The 20567-nt window shown below is 66.2% G+C and carries 16 protein-coding genes; 2 read left to right on the top strand and 14 right to left on the bottom strand.

What is annotated here, in order from left to right; all coding sequences use genetic code 11:
* Nucleotides 1-21: 21 nt before the first annotated feature.
* The 7 genes from M9921_07220 to M9921_07190 are packed head-to-tail and all read right to left on the bottom strand — an operon-like array spanning nucleotide 22 to nucleotide 5330.
* Nucleotides 22-1536 (bottom strand): ATP-binding protein, encoded by a 1515-nt coding sequence (locus tag M9921_07220; protein ID MCO5296630.1) that lies wholly within the window; start codon nucleotides 1534-1536, stop codon nucleotides 22-24.
* Nucleotides 1533-2213: a response regulator transcription factor gene (locus M9921_07215; protein ID MCO5296629.1), complete on the bottom strand. Its 681-nt coding sequence runs from the start codon at nucleotides 2211-2213 to the stop codon at nucleotides 1533-1535. The genes M9921_07220 and M9921_07215 overlap by 4 nt, the downstream gene beginning before the upstream one ends.
* A 53-nt stretch (nucleotides 2214-2266) precedes the next feature.
* Nucleotides 2267-2677: a DUF302 domain-containing protein gene (locus tag M9921_07210; protein MCO5296628.1), complete on the bottom strand. Its 411-nt coding sequence runs from the start codon at nucleotides 2675-2677 to the stop codon at nucleotides 2267-2269.
* 39 nt (nucleotides 2678-2716) lie between these two features.
* Nucleotides 2717-3355, bottom strand: a complete 639-nt coding sequence (locus tag M9921_07205) for an ATP-binding cassette domain-containing protein (GenBank protein ID MCO5296627.1) — start codon at nucleotides 3353-3355, stop codon at nucleotides 2717-2719.
* Nucleotides 3355-4050 carry a molybdate ABC transporter permease subunit gene (modB, locus tag M9921_07200; protein ID MCO5296626.1) on the bottom strand — a complete coding sequence of 232 codons (696 nt, stop codon included), beginning with the start codon at nucleotides 4048-4050 and terminating at the stop codon, nucleotides 3355-3357. Before modB ends, M9921_07205 begins: the two co-directional genes overlap by 1 nt.
* Complete coding sequence (gene modA, locus M9921_07195) at nucleotides 4047-4829, bottom strand: molybdate ABC transporter substrate-binding protein (GenBank protein MCO5296625.1); 783 nt, start codon at nucleotides 4827-4829, stop codon at nucleotides 4047-4049. Before modA ends, modB begins: the two co-directional genes overlap by 4 nt.
* A gap of 54 nt (nucleotides 4830-4883) precedes the next feature.
* Nucleotides 4884-5330 carry a DUF5990 family protein gene (locus M9921_07190; GenBank protein ID MCO5296624.1) on the bottom strand — a complete coding sequence of 149 codons (447 nt, stop codon included), beginning with the start codon at nucleotides 5328-5330 and terminating at the stop codon, nucleotides 4884-4886.
* A 65-nt stretch (nucleotides 5331-5395) separates the two neighbouring features.
* On the opposite strand from M9921_07190, the gene M9921_07185 reads away from it, so the two are divergent.
* Both M9921_07185 and M9921_07180 read left to right on the top strand, forming a co-directional pair.
* Nucleotides 5396-7198, top strand: coding sequence for a winged helix-turn-helix domain-containing protein (locus M9921_07185; protein ID MCO5296623.1), 1803 nt, complete (start codon nucleotides 5396-5398; stop codon nucleotides 7196-7198).
* A 49-nt stretch (nucleotides 7199-7247) separates the two neighbouring features.
* The gene (locus tag M9921_07180; protein MCO5296622.1) at nucleotides 7248-9602 is read left to right on the top strand and encodes a hypothetical protein; all 2355 of its coding nucleotides are present in this window, start codon (nucleotides 7248-7250) and stop codon (nucleotides 9600-9602) included.
* Here M9921_07180 and M9921_07175 read toward each other — a convergent pair.
* The 7 genes from M9921_07175 to M9921_07145 form a co-directional block, all read right to left on the bottom strand.
* Complete coding sequence (locus tag M9921_07175; protein MCO5296621.1) at nucleotides 9599-10873, bottom strand: hypothetical protein; 1275 nt, start codon at nucleotides 10871-10873, stop codon at nucleotides 9599-9601. The genes M9921_07180 and M9921_07175 overlap by 4 nt on opposite strands.
* A 137-nt stretch (nucleotides 10874-11010) precedes the next feature.
* Nucleotides 11011-12312, bottom strand: a complete 1302-nt coding sequence (locus M9921_07170) for an insulinase family protein (GenBank protein ID MCO5296620.1) — start codon at nucleotides 12310-12312, stop codon at nucleotides 11011-11013.
* A 200-nt stretch (nucleotides 12313-12512) separates the two neighbouring features.
* Nucleotides 12513-12980 carry a DUF1579 domain-containing protein gene (locus M9921_07165; protein MCO5296619.1) on the bottom strand — a complete coding sequence of 156 codons (468 nt, stop codon included), beginning with the start codon at nucleotides 12978-12980 and terminating at the stop codon, nucleotides 12513-12515.
* A 110-nt stretch (nucleotides 12981-13090) separates the two neighbouring features.
* The gene (locus M9921_07160) at nucleotides 13091-13816 is read right to left on the bottom strand and encodes a GNAT family N-acetyltransferase (GenBank protein ID MCO5296618.1); all 726 of its coding nucleotides are present in this window, start codon (nucleotides 13814-13816) and stop codon (nucleotides 13091-13093) included.
* A 45-nt stretch (nucleotides 13817-13861) separates the two neighbouring features.
* Nucleotides 13862-16876: a DUF4981 domain-containing protein gene (locus tag M9921_07155; GenBank protein MCO5296617.1), complete on the bottom strand. Its 3015-nt coding sequence runs from the start codon at nucleotides 16874-16876 to the stop codon at nucleotides 13862-13864.
* A gap of 141 nt (nucleotides 16877-17017) precedes the next feature.
* Nucleotides 17018-19033 carry an alpha-L-fucosidase gene (locus M9921_07150; GenBank protein MCO5296616.1) on the bottom strand — a complete coding sequence of 672 codons (2016 nt, stop codon included), beginning with the start codon at nucleotides 19031-19033 and terminating at the stop codon, nucleotides 17018-17020.
* A gap of 102 nt (nucleotides 19034-19135) precedes the next feature.
* Nucleotides 19136-20554, bottom strand: a complete 1419-nt coding sequence (locus tag M9921_07145) for a sulfatase (GenBank protein ID MCO5296615.1) — start codon at nucleotides 20552-20554, stop codon at nucleotides 19136-19138.
* Nucleotides 20555-20567: the final 13 nt, after the last annotated feature.

The following is a 20567-nucleotide window of genomic DNA, read 5'->3' as shown; positions in this document are numbered from 1 at the left end:
GCGGCGCGTCCATCGGCGAAATTAGTTGGAAAGGGGGATGCGGACCGTGGCCACGGTCCCGCGGCCCAGCTCGCTTTCGAACTCCAACTTTCCCGCGTGGGCGTCGACAAGCCCCTGCGTAATGGCCAGCCCGAGTCCACAGCCGCCGTCCCCTCGGCTCCTCGCATCGTCCACGCGGTAGAAACGCTCGGTCAGCCGAGGCAGGTGCTCGGGAGCGATGCCCTCGCCGTCGTCTTGGACCCGCACCACCGCGGAGTCTCCCTCACGACCCACGCGCAGCTCGATCGATCCGTCCGAGGGTGTGTGGCGCGCCGCGTTCTCAAGAAGGTTCTCGAAAACGCGCTGGAGCATGTCGGGGTCCGCAAGGGCAAGGACGGACTCGTCGACCACCACACCGGGCCCGCGCCCGCCAAGCGCCGCCACGGCGCTCCACGCGCGCCGCGCCACGTCGGCAACGTCGGTCTTCTGAACCTTCATCTCGAGCCGGCCGGAGTCGGCTCTGGCGAGCAGCAGAAGCTGCTGGACCAGCCGAGACATCGCATCGGCGGCCTGGTCCGACACCTTCAGCGCCCGTTGGTAGCGTTCAACGCTCGGCTCCCCTTCGAGCGCCGAACTCGTGGCGAGCTTGATTCGGGTCAGGGGGGTGCGCAGCTCGTGCGAGGCGTCGGCAGTGAACCGCCGCTGCCGCTCGAACGAGCGTTCGAGGCGCGCGATCATTTCGTTGAACGTCGACGCCAGCTCGCCCAGTTCGTCCCGGCCCTCGACATCCAGCCGCCTGGAAAGGTCCTGGGCACCGATCTCGGCTGCCGCTTTGGTGACGTCGCGCACGGGGCGCAGCGCCCGACCCGTGAGGAACCATCCGCCGATCCCCGCGATCAAGACTGCGAGCGGGAGAAGCGTGGCCAAGATCCCCAAGTGGCGGCTCCACCCTTGCTCGACGTCGGTGAGTTCCCGCCCGATCTGGATCACTCCGCGCTCGCCGGTCTCGCGCGGCCACGGCACCGAGAGCACGCGGATGCGCTGCCCTTCCGCGGTCACGGTGACGAAGGCCTCGCGCCCCGCGAGCGACGCTTTGAAGGCGCCGAGGTCCCACGGGCCCAACCCGTTGGGCCCCAATCCCCGCCCGCTCTCCTCCAAGAAGCGGGGCCTACGGACTGCCGCAATCCGCTCGGTCTGCGGATCGAAGCCGGGACTCGCGACTCCAAAGGGCCGAAACGGGTCGTTCGGGGGGCCGCCGCCCTGTGGACCCGGCTGCGGCTGGTCGCCGGGTTGACCCGGGCGTGGACCGCCTGGTTCTCCTTGGGGCGGTCGCGGACCATCCGGGCCGCCGCGACCCGGGTCCTGCGGCGATCGGTTGAATCCACCAGGCGGCACGCGCTGAAAACGGCGCGCGCGGTCGCGAAGCTCGTTGTCCACGGACGCCGCCAACCGGGCTTGCGCGGCGTAGACGATCGTCAACCCAAACCCGCCGAGGACGATGGCCAGCACCGCGACGTTCCACAAGGCGAGCTTCACGCGAAACGAGAGCGGCTTCACGTTCCGGCCTCCGGCGTCTTCAGCACGTAGCCGACCCCGTGGACGGTGTGAATGAGGCGGGGGCGATCCCCCGAGTCGATCTTCTTCCGCAACAGCGCCACGTGGAAGCTGACGACGTTGGAGTAGCTTTCGTCGTCGCCCCACACCTGTTCTTGGATCACCTCGCGGGTCAACGTGCGCCCCTCGTTCCGCGCCAGCGCTTCGAGCAGCTCGTATTCGCGCGGCGTCAGCGCCACCTCTTCCCCGCCGCGCGTCACCTTGCGCGCGCCCGAGTCGATCACGAGATCGGCGACCTGGACGATCTGCGCTTTGTGCACGGCGTCGCGGCGCAGCAGGGCCCTCACCCGCGCCATCAACTCCTTGAAATCGAACGGTTTCGGGAGGTAATCGTCGGCGCCGCAGTCCAGACCTTTGACGCGGTCCTCCACGGCGTCGCGCGCGGTCAGCATCAGGATCGGCACGCGGTTGCCGCCGCGCCGGATGGCGGCACACACGTCCATGCCGTTTCGCTTGGGCAACATGAGGTCCAGCAGGATCAGGGCGTAGGGCCCGACGACGGCCATGTCGAGACCCGCCTCGCCATCCAGGGCGACGTCCACCACAAAACCGGCGCTTTCGATCGCCTCCTTGAGGCTCTCCGCGATCACTTCATCGTCTTCGACCACCAGAATGCGCATGAAAACACCTGCAACCTAGCACGATGGCACCCGAAGGTGAGGAAATCGTGAGCCTAGCTATTGCCGAGCGAGAAGAGTGCGGCCGCCAGCGCCTTGCGCGCTCCCTCTGCGACGGGAAGGGTTCTGGCGCGCACGGCCTCCGGGAGCGCGTCGAACAGCTTGACCGGATCGACGGCGGCCACTTGAGTTCCCCCCGTGACCGAGCGGAGAACGACGTTGCACGGCATGAGCAGGCCGATCGAGGGGTCGGCTTGAAGTCCCGCGTAGGCCAACGGAGCGTTGCATGCCCCCAGGATCGTGTACGGCCCAATCCGCTCGCCCAACTTCTCGAGCAGCGTCTCCTGCATGTCGATCTCGGTCAGCACGCTGAAGCCCTGCGCCTTCAACGCCTCCTCGACTCGGGGACGCACCTCGTCGAGGGTGCCGGAAACGGTGGTGGTCAGCGCCAGGGAGTTCAGTTCCATCGGTTGCCTCTCCCACGACGATACCTGCGGGCGTTGCGATCAGGTGGCCACTTGGCCTTCGCGCAGTTCGACGATCTGATCGGCAAGGAGGTGGACCCCGGCACGGTCGTGGGCGACGAGCAGGGTCGGGATCTTCCACTCGGCCATGCAGCGTTGAACGAACTCCGCCGCACGCTCCTGGAGCGACTCGTCTAGTCCCGTCCACGGTTCGTCGAGCATCAACAGGTCCGGGTCGCTCAGCAGCGTCCTGCCAAGCGCCACGCGCCTTGCCTGACCGCCGCTCAGCGTCGCCGGCGCCCGGTCCACCAGCTCGCCGAGTTCGAGGACGTCGAGAACGCGTTGAACCTCGATGCTCCCGCCGGGCCTGCGCCGCCGCCCAAACTCCAGGTTCTCTCGCACGCTGAGATGCGGAAACAACAGGCTGTCTTGAAAGACCAGGCCGACCTTGCGACGCTCGGGCCGCAGCCAAACCCCAGCGTCGGTGTCGCCGAGAACGTCTCCGCCGAGCACGATTCTCCCCCGCTCCGGGCGAAGGAGCCCGGCCACCAGCATCAGCACGGTGGTCTTGCCGCTCCCGGACGGACCGCACAGCGCCGTCACGCCGTCTCCCGCCCCAAACGCGACGTCGAGAGCAAACCCGCTGGCGTAGCGGTGCCGGCACCGGAACTCCAGCGGCATCAGGACCTCGCCGCCTTGACGTACGACCGTCGTTCCAGAATCTCCGAAGCCACCAGGGCGCCCGCCGCGATCAGGACCGAAACGCCCACCACCCGCCACACCGCCTTCTCGCCGCCGGGCACTTCCAGCATCGAATAGATGAAGAGCGGAATCGTACGCGTCTCTCCCGGAATGCTGCCCGCGATCATGATCGTCGCTCCAAACTCGCCGATGCTGCGCGCAAACGCAAGGAGCGCCCCCGCGATCACCCCATGGCGTGCGAGGGGGAGCGTGACCGTCCGGAACGCGTCGAAAGGCCCCGCCCCCAGCGATCGGGCCGCCCCTTCGAGCCGCACGTCCACCGAGGTGATCGCCACGCGGATGGAGCGCACCATCAAGGGGAACGCCACGACCGCGGACGCCAGAGCCGCCCCCTTCCAATCGAAGACGAACCGGATTCCAAACCACGCCTCGAGCCACCGCCCGAGGGCTCCGTTCGAGCCAAACGCCACGAGCAACAGGTATCCCGTCACGACCGGCGGCAACACCAGGGGGAGGTTCAGCACGGTCTCGAGCACGATCTTGCCGGCGAACCGCCTCCGGGCGAGAAGCCACCCCAGCGCTATGCCGAAGGGGAGGCTGGCGGCCACGGCGACGGCCCCGACCAGCAGACTGAGCCGAACAGCCTCCCACTCGGCGGACGATAAAGCCGTCACCCCCGCCTCCCAGCCGCCATCGCAAATCCGTGGCGCTCAAAGACCTGGCGGGCGAAGTCGCTCTGGAGCATTCGGTAGAACGCTTCCCCGGACCCGTCAACCGGAGAGTCCCTCAGCAAGAGCAAGGGATACACGATCGGGTCGTGGTCCGAATCGGGAAACGTGAAGACGGCCTCGACCCGCTCGCTCGCAAGCGCGTCGGTCGCGTAGAGCACGCCGGCCTGCGCCTCGCCCCTTTCGACATAGCCCAGCGCCGAGCGCACGTCCTGGCCACGCACCAGGCGCCTGGCCGCGACGAGACGATCCAACAGGCCGTGGGCGCGCAGGGCCTGCTCGGCGTACACGCCGGCCGGCACGCGCTCACCCGCCAGCGCCACGAAGCGCACGCTCGTGTTCAAGAGGTCTTCGGGGGCGCGGATCTGGGCCGGATTGCCTTTCGGCACGACGAGGACCAGACGATTCGCCAGGAGGTCGATGGAAGCCCGCGCCCAGCCGTGCGAGTCGAGGAGATCCCCCCACTCCTTGCTGGCCGAGAGGAAGACATCGGCATGAATCCCCGCTTCGACTTGGCGCGCGAGCATGTTCGAAGCCCCCGCGGACACGCGCACCTCGATGCCACGCTCATTGGCAAAGCGCGTGGCGATCTCTTGGACTGCGTCTGCGGAGCTGGCGCTTGCGAGGACCAGGACGGAGGCCGCGGGCGTCGTCGGGGGCTTCCCACATGCGGCAAGGCCGAGCAGCGCGACCGCGATGAAGCAATGCCGAGTGGGCCATCCCATAACCTTCCGTCTCCGCGCCCGACGTGCGCCGTGCCAAGCATACGCGATCGAAGGTCAGGGAGACGTTTCCCAGGCGATGTGGCTCGGCTTCACCGTGGCGCAGAGGGGCTCGCCCTTGGGATCGGTCATGCGCACCGTTGCCTCGAGCGGGTCGCCACTCGCCACGTGCGCCGCGACGACCTCCCACGGCAACTCCTTGAGCTGCACCTTGGCGCGTCGAAAGCCGATCCAAGAGCCGTTCGCACGAACGCCCCAGCACAAGTACAGAAACCGTTCGGAGACGGTGCCGTGCGCATAGGGACCGAGGAAGTTGGGGCTCCCCGCCGTCGTGCGCTCGACGCGCAACGGGACGTCGAACACGACCTCGGAGGCATCGCCTGGAACGTCCTCGACGACTTCCGAACCCCGTTGGACGCCCAGCCGCACCCCGTCCTGTCCTTGAAACGTCGGGCCCGGCATTTCGGTGCATCGAATCCGGATGAGGAGTTGTCCGCCAGCCATCGGAAGACAGTACCCAGAGCTCGCTGAAGTTGGCGCGCCGCCCAGATTCGGAGCAGAATGGGAGGATGGCGCACGAGCGGAAGATCCGCATCCGGCTCTTCGGGACGTTCCAAGCCTGGACCGCCAAAGGAACCCCGGCGAGCTTGCCGACCAAACATGCGGCCGAGGTCCTGGCCTTGCTCGCCAGCAGAGATGGGCGCGCCGTCCGCCGGTCGGAACTTGCCGAAGCGGTTTGGGGCTCGGCGGACGACCGCAGCAAGGCCAGCCTTCGGAATGCGCTTTCCTCGATCCGACGCACTTTGGGCGATCCTCGCTCGCTCGTCACCGATCGAGAACTGGCCCGGCTGGACACGACCCTGTGCACTTCAGACGTCGGCGATGTGGAGAGGCTGCTTCGCAAGGCCAATCTCGTCACGAAGACCAACATGCTCCAAGACACGGTCCGAAGGGTGGACGTCATCCTGGATTCCGAGTTCCTTTCGGGCTGGGACGCCGATTGGGTGCTCGGCCCGCGTGCGTACTGGGAGGCCCAGCGGGAAGAGGCTTGGTCGATGCTGGGCGAGGCCCTGGAAAACGACGGCCTCTACGAGGAAGCCCTGTCGGTTGCAAAGGAGGCTCTGAAGCGCCAACCTTGGAACGAGGTCGCTGCAGGGAGAGCGATGCGATGCGCCGCCGAAATGGGCGAACTGCATGTCGCGCAAGAGATTTTCAACCAACACGAGTCGTCGTTGCGGGAGTCCGAAGTCTCCGCAGCCTCCGCGGTCCTCGTCCGCATGGCTGAAGTCATTGGGAAAGGCGACTACCCTCGCCACTCCGATCGGCGCGACTTCGAAGACCCTTCGGAACAGGACGCGATTGTTCGCGCGTTCGAAGAAAGCCTGCAGCACGGTGGCGACGAGGCCCTGAAGTTCGTTGCGTCCAACACCAACTACTGGGTGCACACCCGAAATCCCAGCGCGGCGCTCTCGGTCATGGAGAAATGTCTTGCCGCCGCGCACGATCCCTCGGAAGCCCGTTGCCGGGTTGCCTTCGCCGCATCGTTCCTTGCCCAGTTGCTCGCCGACTACCGAAGAGCGGAGACCCACCTGCTGTTGGCCCAGGAAGACGCGGAACGGCTCGCCTCCGATACGCTGATCCTGCAAACCGCTGCCCGGCTGGGCTTCTACTACTTGGAGGTCCGAGACCCGGCGTCTGCGCGCCGGGCATTCTCACGGGGCACGGAGGTCATCGATCGCGTGCACGATCCATGGGTTCAAGCCCAGTTCAAGATCAACTATGCGGGCCTCGTGTGGCACGAGGGCGACTCGGATCAAGCCATCGCGCTCTACCGATCGATTCAGACACTCCCTCCACTCGCGCGACTTGACCACCACCGCAGTGTCGCGTTGGCGAACCTCAGCATGCTGTATGGGGAGGAGGAAGAGTGGGAGGCGGCCGTGCGAAGCGGCGAGGAAGCCGTCCGGGTTGCCCGCGCCTTGGGGAACCACTACGTCGAGGCAGCTTCGCTGATTGGGCTCGGCGTTGGCCACGCCGGTCTAGGGGACAGGACAGAGGTCGGGCGCACGCTCACCGACGCGCTTGGCATCATGCAGCGCCGCAGCTACCGTCGGTTGGTCGTCATCGGTCTCGACAAGGTGGCGATCATGTGGACCGTCGTCGGTCGCCCCGATCTGGCCGGATGGGCCTTTCGAGCCGGCGAAACCCTTCGCGAACGGATCGGCCATCCCCGATCGACGGTGGAAAAGCGGTTGGCGGCGCGGTACCGACCGAAGATGTCCGCCCCTGAAGCCTGCGGGAAGAGCCTTCGCCGAACTTCCTTCGACTCGGTTGTTCAGCAGACTTGCGACCACCTGGCCCTCCTGCTCTGAGCGGTCTTTTTGCGGTGAATTTGCGATGGCGCGATAGACCTTGGTTGCTATGCGCCGAAACACAAGAAACCAACCCTATCTCGCCATTGCGATCACGTTGCTGCTCCTGATCCTTATCGGATGCGGAGGCAAAGGCGGCGGCGGCACCGGAGGCTCGGGCGGAGGTTCAGGTGGAGACGGCCGAGGTCGAACCGCGTTGCCGGCCGGGCTCAACCTTCCGTTGAACACCCTCAAAGCGTCCTCGAGCCTCGCCGATGCCTCGGTCCAGTCGGACGGCACCTTCACGGCGAGCGTACTCTCGAACAAGCCCCAACTCGTCACGATCGATAACGCCCAAGGGGACCCCGTGCTCCTCGGATGGGTCGGGACGGGCCATCCGGACGTGGATGTCAAGAGCACCGCCGAGGTCCTGCTCTACTTCGGAGCGGGGCTGTTCCTCCTTCCCGAGGACGGCCAGACGGTGGCCGTTCGCGACTTGAAGGACACGCAGCAGGCCATCGACTTGGCGGACGCGATCGCGGCCGAGTATGCGGGAGGCGCGACGTCCCTCGACGACATGAAGGAGGCCATCAAACCTCGTCTGGAGGAGGCCATCGACAGCCTCCTTGCCAGCCGCGGCCTCCTCATTCAGCCGACGGAGCCCAGAAGCGGGCTGCAAGTGCTGCGCGCCGAGGGCGACAGCGCGATCCAGATCAAGAACGCGTACCGTCGTCGGGCGATCGCCCATATCGAGCGCATGAGCTACGACGACGAGAACGGCAACACGACGCCTTCGCCCGAGCGGGTCGCGGTCGTCGACGTTTCGCCGACGGCCCACTTCAACTCCCTGATCGGGGGTCTGATCGACATCCTGGGAACCGGACAAATGCCGTACGCCCCGGTCACGACCGCGGCGATCCCGATTCCGCTGACGCCTGAGGGGGCCTCCTCCACGAAGTACCGCGTCACGGCCGTCGGGCTCGGCAGCAGCGACGGCGATTGGGACCTCACGGACGAGGTGGAACAAGCCTCGTACCGGAAGGTCGTCGCACGGACCCTGATCGCCGACTTGTTCCTGCCGATGATCGTCAACCTGGCGGCACCGATTGCGCTCGATGGGCTTGAAGAGCGGATCAACATCGTGCTGGCCACCGAGGTGTACCAAAGCGCCGTCAACGCGCTGTTCGACGTTCTGCCGGGAGTGTTGGACAAGGCCCGAACCGGGGACGTGAAGGGCGCGATGGTGGACATCTACAAGGCGTTCGCCACCAGTCCCGGGCTCCAGTTGGCGGTGCTCGCGTTGGTCCACGACATCATCTCGTCGGGATACGGACAGGAGATCGCAGAGCAGTTCATGACGAAGGTGTACGCGCTCTTCGACGGGATGGGCGGCCTCGACAAGTTCCTGACGGTCGCGGACAGCGTCGTCCAGGTCGTCTCGATCGCCGCGTCCCGCAGTGCCGACGTGTTCGAAATCGACACCACGGGCGCCAAGGTCACTTTGACCCCGGACGAACTCACGATCTTCCCGACGTCTCCGCTCACGACATTCGAGGCGATCGTTCAGAACCGCGATCCGAACATCGCCTATCGTTACCACTGGAAGTCCGGTGGCAACGGAAGGGTCTCGTCCGGCGGCCAGTTCGCGATGGACATCGAGACCGATTCGGAGTTCGCGGTGTTCTCACCGGATGTCGGGTTCCGAGGCGATACGTCGCTCAGCGTCGAGGTCTTCTATATGGAGGGCGCGAACCACGTGCGCGTCGGCGTCGATCAGGCTCGGATCGAGGTCTCCAACACACGCGCGGTCCTCAATCCGCGCAGAAGTTCTCTGCTGCACGGGGAGAGCCAGAACATCTCCGTCACGCTCCTCCCCCCGGATGCCGCTTCGGGAACCGTCTGGTACCGGTTCAACGGAACCACGAACTACGGCGAGTTCAACGAACCGCTGGGAGAGTGGACCCGGGACGGCCGACTCACCTACACCGCTCGGAGTACGGACGGCGTCGACTCGATCTCGGTCGAAGTCGCGGAGAACATCGACGGCCAACTCGTGACCCTCGCGCGCGATGAGGGCGAGATCCGGGTGGAAACGCGCCACTCGATCATCTTCGGGTCGTACCAGACGATGCAGCGGATCGAGAATGGGCGCCACGCCACGCTTGCGACGGTGATCATCCCGAAGGCCGAAGGGGCAACGCACTATCAGTTGCGCGCTTATGGAGGCAACGATCCCTACTACTACCACTACTCCATCAACTTCTCGTCGCCATTCCACCACGACTGGGGTGCCGACCAGGGCAGCGTGTGGTGGCAGGGAATCTCGGGGGTGTGGGGGCCCGAGTCGGGGGCCGGCCAGGCGATCTCCTACATGGATGGGCGCTTCGCCTCCGGGTGGATCTGGGAGGTCGAGGTGACCTACTAGCCCAAACGAAATGCGGGGGGGCCGGGGCGCATAGTAAAGAACCGGCCGTTCCCCGCAGAGTATTCGAACTCCGTTGCGTATCGAGCGCGCCACCTCTCGAGGAAGCCCTCCGGGTCTTCCCTTCGAATCAGCGCCCACACGCTTCCTCCAAACCCTGCACCGAAGGCGGTGGCACAAGGAGAACCCACGGCGCGCGCCGAGGCCGCCAAGGCGATGGTTTCAGGAATCTGGTTCCCAAGCAGCCCCGCTCCCATCGATTGGGACCGGTTCACCCAGTCGGCAAAGGTCTCGAGGTCTCCGCTGCGGAGCGCCTCGGCGGCGGATGGCACCGCGTGCCCGTCTTCGAAGTCGAAGTGCGCCTGCCGATGCTTGAGCGCGTCGTCCACCGGAGGCTCGCCGGCTTGGAGCCGGGCCATCAGGTCGGATGCGCGGTTGTACGCTTCCCGAGCGGCGCCGGCCTTGTGGGCGGAGACGCCCGACCCGCCAACCGCGATCAGCCACTCCCCTGGCAGCGGGTACGATCCCAGCCGCTCGATCGGGCGATACCGGTAGAGGCCGATTGCATCGACGCGCGAGCAGAGGATCGCCACATGGTCCTCGCTGCCGCCACGGGTTCCCACGCCCGTCGGGGCGGCGCCTCCAAGCCCGGCGAACGGGCGCCCGGCTTCCACGCTCGCCAAGTAGGCGGCTTGCCCCTCTGGCGTCGCCGTGGCCTCTCCCAGCGGTGTCCCTTCGAATCGGCCGTTGGCCGAAGCCACCGCCTGAAACAGGGCGATCAGGAGCGCGCTGGAACTCGAGAGGCCGGCATCGCGCGGGAGGTTGCTGGCCAACGCGCACTCCACGCCCCATTGGAGATTCGAGGCGTCCTGGGCGAAGCGGTTGGCCAACGTACTCGCGTAGAGCCTCCACCCGGCTTGGGGCGCCCCTTCCTCAAAGAGAGCGAAGCGGGCGGTCTCGTTCTCGTCGGTCGCATGGACCGTGAGCGTCCGCTCCTGGCACGTGACGAACACGAGGGCGAACCCCCGTTCGGCCGCGCAAGTGAGGCTGCGCCCGCCCGCATAGTCCGTGTGCTTGCCAAGGATTTCGACCCGGCCCGGGACCCACCAAGCCGATGAGGCCAGGTTGCCGCTGACTCCCGACTCCACCAAGGCCTGCGCGGCCCGGGACACGAGGGGCGCCGCGAGGGCCGAGGCGCCGTCCGAGAGGCCACCCGCTCGCAACGCTCGCTCGGCGCGGTCCACCGACATCCAGGCGGTTAAAGGCTCAACCATCGAACGCGCGCACTTTACCCGCGCGAGGTGCCATCGGGGTGCCGTCACGGGTGCCACGCCCGCTCGTCGGGCGTGCCGAGTGCCGCATCCAGCAGGGCGCGGGTGCCACGCCCCGCTCGACGGGCGTGCCGCCACCATCACCGGTTCGCGGCGGAACTGCGGACCACGGCTTTGCCCACATGCTCCAGCATCACAGTGCGGGCCCTGGCCAACTCGGCGTCGGACAACGTGTTGATCCTCGAAGCCAGGGCTGCCGGGTCGATCCCCAGTTGCCGCCTCCGGGCGATTCCGAACGCGACGCCGTAGGGGTTGAGGGCCATCTCGGTCTCCGGGGTTCCCTCGAGACCCAGCAGAAACCCGAAGGTGCGCGTTAAGAGCCGCGTGTCCACCTGGGCCGCTTCCAGTTCACGCCGGACGATCGCTTCGATGCGTGTGGCGGCTTTGGCCGCATCCTCCCCGGCGAGCGGAGGCGCCGAAACGATCAGCACTTCGGGCCGATCCAACGGCGCGAACTGCACGGGAGCCACACCCTTGGGCGCCCCGAAGTCGATGGCCCGTGTCTGCAGGATCGACGCGAGCATCAAGAAACCCGCGTACTCCGGATCCTTGGGACTCGGTGCCGGGTAGGCGACTGCGGCGTAGCCCCCACCCAGCAGGCCCGACGCGGGCAACTCGGTCGTGCCGGTCGTGACCGGCGCGCGGGCAAGCGCGACCTCCGGAAGAGCCTCGCCGCCTGAGATCTTTCCGAAGGCCTTCTCCACCATGGCTTGAGCCTGAGCGGGGGCAAGGTCCCCGGCCAGGACGAGCATCGCGTTGCGCGGCTGGTAGTAGGCGGCGACGCGCGCGCGGAGCGTGTCGAGGGGGATCGCCCGCATCTGCTCGAGGACCCCGCCGCGGCGCGCCCCGACCAGGGGTGGAGCCACGGCTTGCGCGGCATAGTTTTGTGAAGCCAAACTAGGTACAGACTTGTACATATTCGCCAGCTCGACCTCGAGCCTGCCAAGCTCTCGCTGGACGTCCTCGGGTTCGATCCGAAGATCGGTCATCCGAGCCGCCGCGTCGGCAAGCTCCGCCTCAAGCCGCTCCTTGGGGAACACCGTCGAAACCAGGGTGTAGTCATCCCCCGTTTGGGCGTTGAAGCCATCGGGATAGGTGTCGACCAGGGTGTCGACGTCCCTAGCGGGGTGGCCCGGCGTCGCACAGGTCGCCAACAGGTGCTCGATAAGGTGCGCCATGCCAGAGGCGCCTTCCGGGTCGTTCCGGTCCCCGATCGAGTACTGGACGACCAGAGCCACCGACTTGGCGCCTTCGATGGGCCTCAGCACGACCTCGAGGCCGTTCTTCAGAGGCTCGGCCTTCGCCGCTTCCGGCGCGGGCGCAACTCCCTTGGAACAGCCGCAGAGAATCAGGACAACGGTCGCAATAAGGGTCCACTTCATAAGCGCCTCTTCGGACGGAAGCGTCGGCCGGTTCCACCCGAACCCGAAGAGTACCGCCCGCCACTCGCAGGAGTGAGGCGAGTCAGAAACCGCTGCCGGACGGGTGGGAAGAGTCGCGGGGGCGATGCCCGTTGGACGGTCGTGAGTTCAATGCACGCCCGTCGAGCGGGCGTGCCCCCCCCCGGGGTTTGCGACAGCCTCTACGAGGGGGCGCGGACGAATTCGGCAAGGACGGCGGGCGCCTCCTGGCCATCCGGGGTGATGTTGAACATCCGCATCGTCCAATGATCCTGCCCACCGGGCTCGAACTCCACGCGCCAACCCCAATCCGGTCCTTCCGGCGCGGGGTAGGAGCCGAGCAGTGCCACCACGCCCGGAGCTGAGGGCACTTCACGCAACGCCATCGGGCTATCCCCCATGTGCCAGGAATCCACCCAGGTGGCTTGGGCCGAGGTCCCGTCCTTCGAAGCCCCAACCAGGGCGAAGCCCTCTTGCGTCTCGCCGCTCTCCTCCCAGGTGTAGTGGACCCCGAGAAATTTGCCGTTCGCTAGCGGTTCCACACGTGCGGTCGCCTTCGAATCCGACGACGGATCCCCTGGCATCAGCCAGAGCTTGTTCTCTCCCGTCCAGGAGCCGATCATCGCTTTCCAAAACTCGGGCACGCTCATCTCGTCCCTCCTTCCGCGGTGATTCTACACCTCGTTCCCAAGGAGGTGGCTTCGACGTGGGCGCACGCCCGTCGAGCGGGCGTGGCACCCGGGGAGGGGAGGGAGGGGGGTTACAGGGTATAGAGCAGCAGGGTGCCGAGCTGCCGGTATCCCACGGTCGGATACAGGTGGGCGCCGGTGTGGCTGGAAAGCAAGACCGATGCTCGGTCCCCCAGGCGCCGATCGTCCTCCAGCATGCGGCCCATCAGCGCCTTGGCGATTCCCTTGCGCCGATGCTCCCGCACGACCTGGAGGTTCGCACACCAGCGCGCCGTTCCGGCGTCGATGCTGGCCACCCAACCCACGATCTCGCCGTCGATCTCGGCGACATACTGCCGCCAGGCGGAATCTTCCGCAAGGAACTCGTCTCGGAGCGGTTTGCGCCGGAGAAGTCGACCAAGCCGCGCGGCCCGTTCGGGATCTTCAACCCGACTCACGATCGCCGGACTCTCGGCCACAGGCACTGCCTGCAAATCGTGAACGAAGAGGGGTTCGGTGGCGCCAAGCCGATACCCAAGGGCTTTGAACCCGGCGCGCTCCTCGAGGTCCGACTCGCCGAGAGGGCACACCCAGGCGACGGCGAATCGGCCCCGCGCATGCCTTCCCGCAACGTCGTCGACCCGCTCTGGAGCGAGCCCAAGCGCAACCCACTCCTCGTTGCGCGGGTCTCCCTTCTTCCCCGGTCCGTCCCGCATCACCCAGACATCCTCGATGCGCTCGACGACGTAGGGGTGCGCAAGCGATCGGGTGAACGCGAAACCGCGCACGAACGCCTCCACCGCCTCCTCGATCCGCATCAGTGGAGAGTACCTATTGGGTCCCGGCACTCCACCCGTCCTCACTCACGCCCGTCGAGCGGGCGTGGCACCACAGGGGGCACCCCGGAGGGTCACGTTCAACTCCAAGGGCCAGGGGATCGTGCGGTACTTCTCCATCGGAGGGGGGCCGCACGACGCGCCACCGAGACCCATCACGAAAGCGTCGAGGCACACCACGAGGTCCTCCCGCGGGACCGGACGCTCGAATCGCGGCGGTTCGCCGGCATAGTGCCTAGCGCGCTCCAGCTGCTCCGGCAGGAACCGGGACACGGCGAAGCTGAACAAACCCTCGAACACGATCGCACCCGGCGTCGGCGCATTCAGGGTTCTTCCGTGCGCGGTGGAAAGAGTCGCCCAGCGAACCTCCTCACGGTTGCCGTTGTCTTGCGGGCGCACGTAGAACTCGCCGGCCTCGGCTACCGGGCAAGACCAGAGGCCAAAGTCCGCCGAAGCCTTCCGGTCGGGGTAGTTCTCATGGGGGCCCCTGCCCCAATAACGAAGGGTCTCGAACTCCCCGGCGGCAAACAGCCGGAGCCCGACCTTCGGCAGAGGCGGCAGTTCGCCGATCGGTTCGAAACGATGACGCATCACGATCTCGCCGTCGGCATCGATGCGGTAGGTCGCATCGTGGCGAACGCCGACCCCGGCCGCCCCCAAAGCGTGGACCTCGATGTGAACTTCAACTTGGTCCTCCAAGGCCTTCCACTCCCAGAGAACCACCCGTCGCTCAGGATCAGCCAACCCGGAAGCAACGACCGCCTCGCGCAACCACTTGTCGTTGTCCGTTTGGGCCCGGTGGAGGTTGACCTCAGGGCCTGACGAGATCAGCTCGCTGCCACCAACACGGTAGGCCCGAAACGTCGCCTCACCCTTGGGGAACGTCACGGAGAACCCCTCGCCCACGAGGTGGAGCGCAGACTCCGTCTCGCTCACGCTGGGAGCGGAGGCGCCCCTCTCCCGAGAAGGGAGGGGTCCTTCTCGGAGGGCCCCTTCCAGGGCGAATTGCGCCCTGGCCACAGCTTCACCCGCCTCGGATCGGGAACGAGGCTGGGCGCGCACGGCCCAAACGTCCAGGTACCGCGCCTCGGAAGGCAACTCGGGGAGAGTGACCCGCCCGATCTCGCCCGGTGGCACATCGATCCCGGGAAAAACGCCGCTCGTCGCAGGACCTCCCACCACCTCCCAATGGAATTCGAATTGATCCAAGTTTGTAAAATCAAACTTATTCTCAATCAGAAGCTCTCCCTCCGCCAGTGAGAACCCGATCCGCTGGTAGACACGGGCCACCTCGAGCAGCTTCGCGCTGGTCTGTCGATCGGGCGGGACGATGCCATTGATGCAAAACGGACCGTCGTTCGGGAAGTCCCCGAAGTCGCCCCCGTAGCCGTAGAACTCCAACCCGTTCTCGTCCAATCGCCGAAGCCCCTGATCGACCCAATCCCAAACGCACGCGCCCATCAGGCGCGGGTGGCGTTCGATCACGTCCCAATACTTCGCAAAATTCCCCATCGCGTTGCCCATCGCGTGGGCGTACTCGCAGACGAAGAACGGCTTCTCGCCCCCCTTGGCCCCTTCGGCATCCAACCACTCGACGGTCGGGTACATGCACGAGTCCACGTCGGCCGTCTCGTTGTCGCGCTCGTAGTGCGTGGGACGCGTCGCATCCAGGGCTTTCACCGCCTTGCGCACCGCTCGGAAGTTGCACCCTGGCCCGGCCTCGTTGCCGTAGGACCACATCACGATGCATGCGTGGTTCCGGTCGCGCACGACCATGCGCTCGGCGCGGTCCACATGAGCGGCCTCCCACTCGGGGTTGTTGCCCAGCGACTTCTCCAGCGAGTAGCCCATTCCGTGGGACTCGATGTTCGCCTCGTCGATCACGTAGATCCCGACCTCGTCGCACAATTCGTACCATCTGGGATCGTTCGGATAGTGGCTCGTCCGTACCGTGTCGATGTTGTGGCGCTTCATCAGCTCGAGGTCCTGCCGCATCCTCGTCTCGGTCATGGTTCGCCCGAGGTCCGGGTCGTGCTCGTGCCGGTTCACTCCCCGCAGCTTGACCGCCGCGCCGTTGATCCAGAAACGCCCTTCTCGAATCTCAACATGACGGAACCCGTGCCGAATCGTGCGCTTGTCCACGACCGTGCCATTGGGATTCAGGAGACGCAGTTCAAGCGTGGTCAGAAAAGGGTCCTCGGCCGACCAACGGCGGGGCGCCTCGACCCGCAATCGGAGCAAAGCGCGGCCCGACTCGGAGAGCGCCTCGCTGGCGCGCTGGGGCCGCGGCGTCCCCGGCTCCAGCACTGCCTCGACCGTGTGTCCCTCGCCGGGCCCCTCGACCTCCACCTGCACGTGGAGGTCGGCATCGTTTCCCACCCACGCGTCCCACGCAAAGAAATCACGAAGGTGAACGGGTGCCGGCGAGAACAGGAACACGCTGCGGAAGATCCCGCCGAAATGGAACATGTCCTGGTCTTCCAGATAGGAGCCGTCGCTCCACTTCACGGCCTTCACGGCCAGCAAGTTTTCACCCGGTGCCAAGAAAGGCGTCAAGTCGAACTCGGCGGGGGTCTTTGAGCCCTTGCTGAAGCCCACCTCCCGCCCGTTCAGCCACACGGTGAACGCGGAGTACACGCCGCCGAAGTGAAGGTGCACGGGCCGGTCCGCCCACTCGGCGGGCACCTCAAAGCGCAGGCGGTAGCAACCCGTCGGATTGTCTTCGGTCGGCACATGCGGCGGATCGCACGGGAAGGGGTACTGCACGTTCGTGTAGATCGGGATGCCATGCCCCTGCATCTCCCAGCAGGAAGGAACGTCGATCTCGCCCCATGGCGAGTCGTCGAACCCCTCCGATTCGAATCCCTCAGTTGCGGACGCCGGGTTCGGCGCCCACATGAACTTCCAGCGACCATCGAGGCGGAGCACGAAAGGGCTGGTTTCGGGTGCTTGACCGGGTTCGACAAACGGCCAGGACGTGGCGCGCGGCGGGAGTCGGTTTCGATGCGTGAGCGAGGGGTTCTCCCAGTCCAGAACGGCCATACGCCGAAGGCTACCCTTCCCCGTGGGAGTGCGCGAGCTTGCTCGTCGCCCTGAATCCACCGAACTTGTTCGGTTATTTGGACCGGCGGCAAGCCGCTCGGATCAGGGCGACGAGCAAGCTCGCGCACTCCCACGTTTGGGTTACTTGTGCTTCAGCGCGCCTGCCGCTACCGGCACTGGCTTCTGACCCAACGGGGCCAACGCCAGCTTCAACTCGGCTCCGCCCGTCTTGTTGAAGTAGCCGATCTCGATCGCGTGCGGGCCGGCGGCCAGCGCGACGGCGCCAGAATTCTCCTGCATCGAATGCAACCCGTCGTTGTCCACGACCAACTTGCCGTCCACCAGCAGGCGCGAACCGTCGTCGCTTGCGAGGAAGAACGTGTAGACGTCGTCCGCCGGAACCACCACGTAGCCGCGAATCCGCCGCCCGTAGTGTTCGCGCGTCTTCAACGGATCCAAGCCGACGACCGGTTCGACCGACGTGCCCTCCGGCTTGAGCGCGCCGAAGTCGGGCACCTTGTCCCAATCGCCCGCGAAGGTCTCGACCGTCAAACCGGGCATCAGACCCGTAACGGGTGCTGCAGGCTTGGGCGTGACCTTCTCGAAGCGCCGCTCGACGACGCCGGTCACGGGCTTCCCGTTGTGGAACGCCCTGGCCCTGACCGTGGTCGTCCGGTCGATCGTCAAAGGCGCTTTGGCGAGCGGCGAAGAGGCGGTGGGGGTCGACCCGTCCACGGTCACGCGAACCTCCAACCCCTCGCCGGCGCTCACGCTCACGGGGAGAGAGCGCACGAAGAACGCCGCGCCCGCGTCGATGATCGGCTCCGCGTAGATGACCGGCTTCCCGACGAGATCGAGGGCGATGACCGACACGTTGGGATCCGGAGCGCGGGTCGGGATCTCGATCTCCACCTGACCCTCCTTCTGCGTCGCCGCCAACCGCGCGAACGTGCCCAGCAAACGCGCCCCGCGCACCTGGTTCCCCAAGCCCGAGACCTTCAGCCGGCCGTCCGTCGGCCAATCGAACACGTGGAGGTAGAGCGTCGTGTCGGCGCCCCGATTCTTCATCGTGGCCCGGCCCCACGGCAGCGACTTGAACGGACTCGCGGACGTCCCATAGATCGCCTCGCCATTGTCCCGCATCCACGCGCCCATCTCCTTGAGTCGCTCGACGCTGGTCGGGGGAATGAGCCCTTCGGCCGTCGGGCCGACGTTCAGAAGGAAGTTGCCACCCTTCGAGGCAATGTCGCTGAGCAATTGGATGAGCTGCTTGGTGGTCTTGAAGTTGTGGTCGGCGGCATTGTAGCCCCAGTGGCCGTTCATCGTCATGCACGTTTCCCAGTCCACGCCGGGCAAACCGGTGGCGGGGACCTCTTGCTCGGGCGTCCCGTAGTCGCCGTAGGCGTGATCGTCCTTGCTCAGTCCGGCCATGCCGTCGCGCCACACGTCCACGCGGTTGTTGACGATCACCTTCGGTTGCAGCTTGCGGCACAGTTCGTATAGCTCCTTGCCGTACTCGTGGGTCCACGTGCTCTCCCACTCGCCGTCGAACCACATGATGCCGATGTCGCCGTAGTTGGTCAGCAGCTCGGTGACCTGCGCTTTCAGGTACTCGAAGTAGCGCTTGAAGTCGGCTCCTTCGGCGGTGCGGTCCTCCCACGCTCGGCGCGGCAGGTAGTCCGGATGGTGCCAATCCATGATCGAGTGGTACCAACACATCTTCAGCCCGTGGCGGCGGCACGCCTCGGCCAGCTCCTTCATGATGTCGCGCTTGAACGGCGTCGCCATGACGTCGTAGTCGCTCACCTTCGAGTCGAACAGCGCGAAGCCGTCGTGGTGTTTCGTGGTGATGACGATGTACTTCATCCCCGCGTCCTTGGCGATGCGGCAAATCTCGTCCGCGTCAAACTTGACCGGGTTGAACTGGTCCTTGAACTTCTCGTACTGGCGAACGGGGATCTGGGCCGTCGTGAGGATCCACTCCGCGTGGTTGGTCGAGTCGCCCCACTTCCCCGCGGGGATCGAGTACAGGCCCCAGTGGATGAACATCCCGAAGCGCGCCTCGCGCCACCAGTCCATGCGCGGATCTTGCTTCAGCGTCTGGCCCGCGGGAACCGTGGTGGCCAAAGTGGCGAGGAGGGCGAGCGTGGCGAGCATGATGAAACGTTACCTTTATGCGGGGGACGGGAATCGGGAAACGGGAATCGGGAATCGGGGAACGGGAATCGGGAATCGGGAAACGGGAGTCGGGGGGGGGGGCTAGTCGCGGATTCTTGTTCCCCCGTCGTCGACGTTCGGGGAGAAGCCGTCGCGCCAGGGTTTCTCTGGATCGTAATCGGGGTTGGGCGTCGGGAACTTCGCGCCCTGCTGGGCGAGCGAGGTCTTGAGTGTCTTGAGGAGCGCCTCGGCCCGCTCCGGCATCGTCTTGGCCAGGTCCTTTGTTTCACCCAGGTCGGTCGCCAGGTCGTACAGCTCCACCCGCTGGTCTTCGTGGAACCAGAGCAGCTTCCACCGGCCCTGTCGAATCGCGCTCACGGGCAGGCGCCCGGCCGTATGGTAATGCGGATAGTGCCACGTCAAAGTGCGCTCGGGCGTGTTGGGAAGCGGGTGGCGAAGGGTGCCGAGCAGGCTCGTGCCGTCCAATCGCCCCGGGATCGGGACGCCGGCGGCCTGGAGGAACGTGGGGTAGAAGTCCACGGTCGTCACCATCTGGTTCGCCACCTGGCCTTCGGGAGTGACGCCGGGCCACCGCACGATGAGCGGTTCGCGGATGCCTCCCTCGTAGAGAAATCCCTTGCCGAGCCGCAGGGGATTCTGCGGCGAGACGTTGTGCACCCCGCCGTTGTCCGACGTGAACACAACCAGCGTGTCGTTCTCCAGGTGCAGGCGATCCAAGGTGCGGAGGATCCTTCCAACGCTGTCGTCCACCGCGCTCACCATCGCGGCGTAGGTCGGGTTCTTCTGGAGCCGGCCGGGCGCCTTGGCGGCAAAGCGTTTGGCCACATGCGGCTTGGCCTGGTAGGGGGCGTGCACGTTGTAGTAGGGGAAGTAGAGAAAGAACGGTCGGTCCCGATTCTCTTCGATCTGACTCACGGCCTGGTCCGTGAGCAGGTCGGTCAGGTACTGGCCGGGCTTGCCGGGGTCGGGCAGAAACCGCACGCGCCAGTAGTTCTTCGGATCGTCCCACCCGAAGGGGTACGTGTAGGACGCGGGCTGGCCGTTGACCCCTCCGCCGATGTTCACGTCGAAGCCGTGGTCGGTCGGCCAGGCCCCTCGCCCACCGAGGTGCCATTTGCCGATGTGGATCGTCCGGTAGCCGCGCCCTTTCAGCGCCTCGGCGATCGTGGTCTCGCCCGCAGGCAGCTCTTGGTTGAACTCGGGCGGCGCGAGTTTGGCGTGCGGGTAGCGCGCGCCAGGGATCCAATCGGTGATGCCGACCCGCGCGGGCGTCTTGCCGGTGAGCATCGCCGCCCTCGTGGGGGAGCACACCGGCGCGGCCGCGTAGGCGTTGGTGAAACGCACCCCTTGGCGTGCAAGGCGGTCGATGTTAGGCGTTTCGTAGAAGTCGCTTCCCTGGCACGCCAGGTCCATCCACCCCATGTCGTCGACGAACAGCAACACGATGTTCGGCGGCCGAGCGGGCACCCAGCTAGCGGCAAGGAGGAGGGACGCGACCATTGGGCAAGGCTAC

This window comes from Fimbriimonadaceae bacterium (assembly GCA_023957775.1).
In the GTDB taxonomy this organism is placed as follows: domain Bacteria; phylum Armatimonadota; class Fimbriimonadia; order Fimbriimonadales; family Fimbriimonadaceae; genus JAMLGR01.
This window is presented reverse-complemented; position numbering and strand designations above follow the sequence as displayed.

Excerpts from the sequence above, each read along its gene's own strand:
- M9921_07215 (MCO5296629.1), bottom strand. The coding sequence starts at position 2,213 with ATGCGCATTCTGGTGGTCGAAGACGATGAAGTGATCGCGGAGAGCCTC.
- M9921_07210 (MCO5296628.1), bottom strand. The coding sequence starts at position 2,677 with ATGGAACTGAACTCCCTGGCGCTGACCACCACCGTTTCCGGCACCCTC.
- M9921_07205 (MCO5296627.1), bottom strand. The coding sequence starts at position 3,355 with ATGCCGCTGGAGTTCCGGTGCCGGCACCGCTACGCCAGCGGGTTTGCT.
- modA (MCO5296625.1), bottom strand. The coding sequence starts at position 4,829 with ATGGGATGGCCCACTCGGCATTGCTTCATCGCGGTCGCGCTGCTCGGC.
- M9921_07190 (MCO5296624.1), bottom strand. The coding sequence starts at position 5,330 with ATGGCTGGCGGACAACTCCTCATCCGGATTCGATGCACCGAAATGCCG.
- M9921_07185 (MCO5296623.1), top strand. The coding sequence starts at position 5,396 with ATGGCGCACGAGCGGAAGATCCGCATCCGGCTCTTCGGGACGTTCCAA.
- M9921_07180 (MCO5296622.1), top strand. The coding sequence starts at position 7,248 with ATGCGCCGAAACACAAGAAACCAACCCTATCTCGCCATTGCGATCACG.
- M9921_07175 (MCO5296621.1), bottom strand. The coding sequence starts at position 10,873 with ATGGTTGAGCCTTTAACCGCCTGGATGTCGGTGGACCGCGCCGAGCGA.
- M9921_07170 (MCO5296620.1), bottom strand. The coding sequence starts at position 12,312 with ATGAAGTGGACCCTTATTGCGACCGTTGTCCTGATTCTCTGCGGCTGT.
- M9921_07165 (MCO5296619.1), bottom strand. The coding sequence starts at position 12,980 with ATGAGCGTGCCCGAGTTTTGGAAAGCGATGATCGGCTCCTGGACGGGA.
- M9921_07160 (MCO5296618.1), bottom strand. The coding sequence starts at position 13,816 with ATGCGGATCGAGGAGGCGGTGGAGGCGTTCGTGCGCGGTTTCGCGTTC.
- M9921_07155 (MCO5296617.1), bottom strand. The coding sequence starts at position 16,876 with ATGGCCGTTCTGGACTGGGAGAACCCCTCGCTCACGCATCGAAACCGA.
- M9921_07150 (MCO5296616.1), bottom strand. The coding sequence starts at position 19,033 with ATGCTCGCCACGCTCGCCCTCCTCGCCACTTTGGCCACCACGGTTCCC.
- M9921_07145 (MCO5296615.1), bottom strand. The coding sequence starts at position 20,554 with ATGGTCGCGTCCCTCCTCCTTGCCGCTAGCTGGGTGCCCGCTCGGCCG.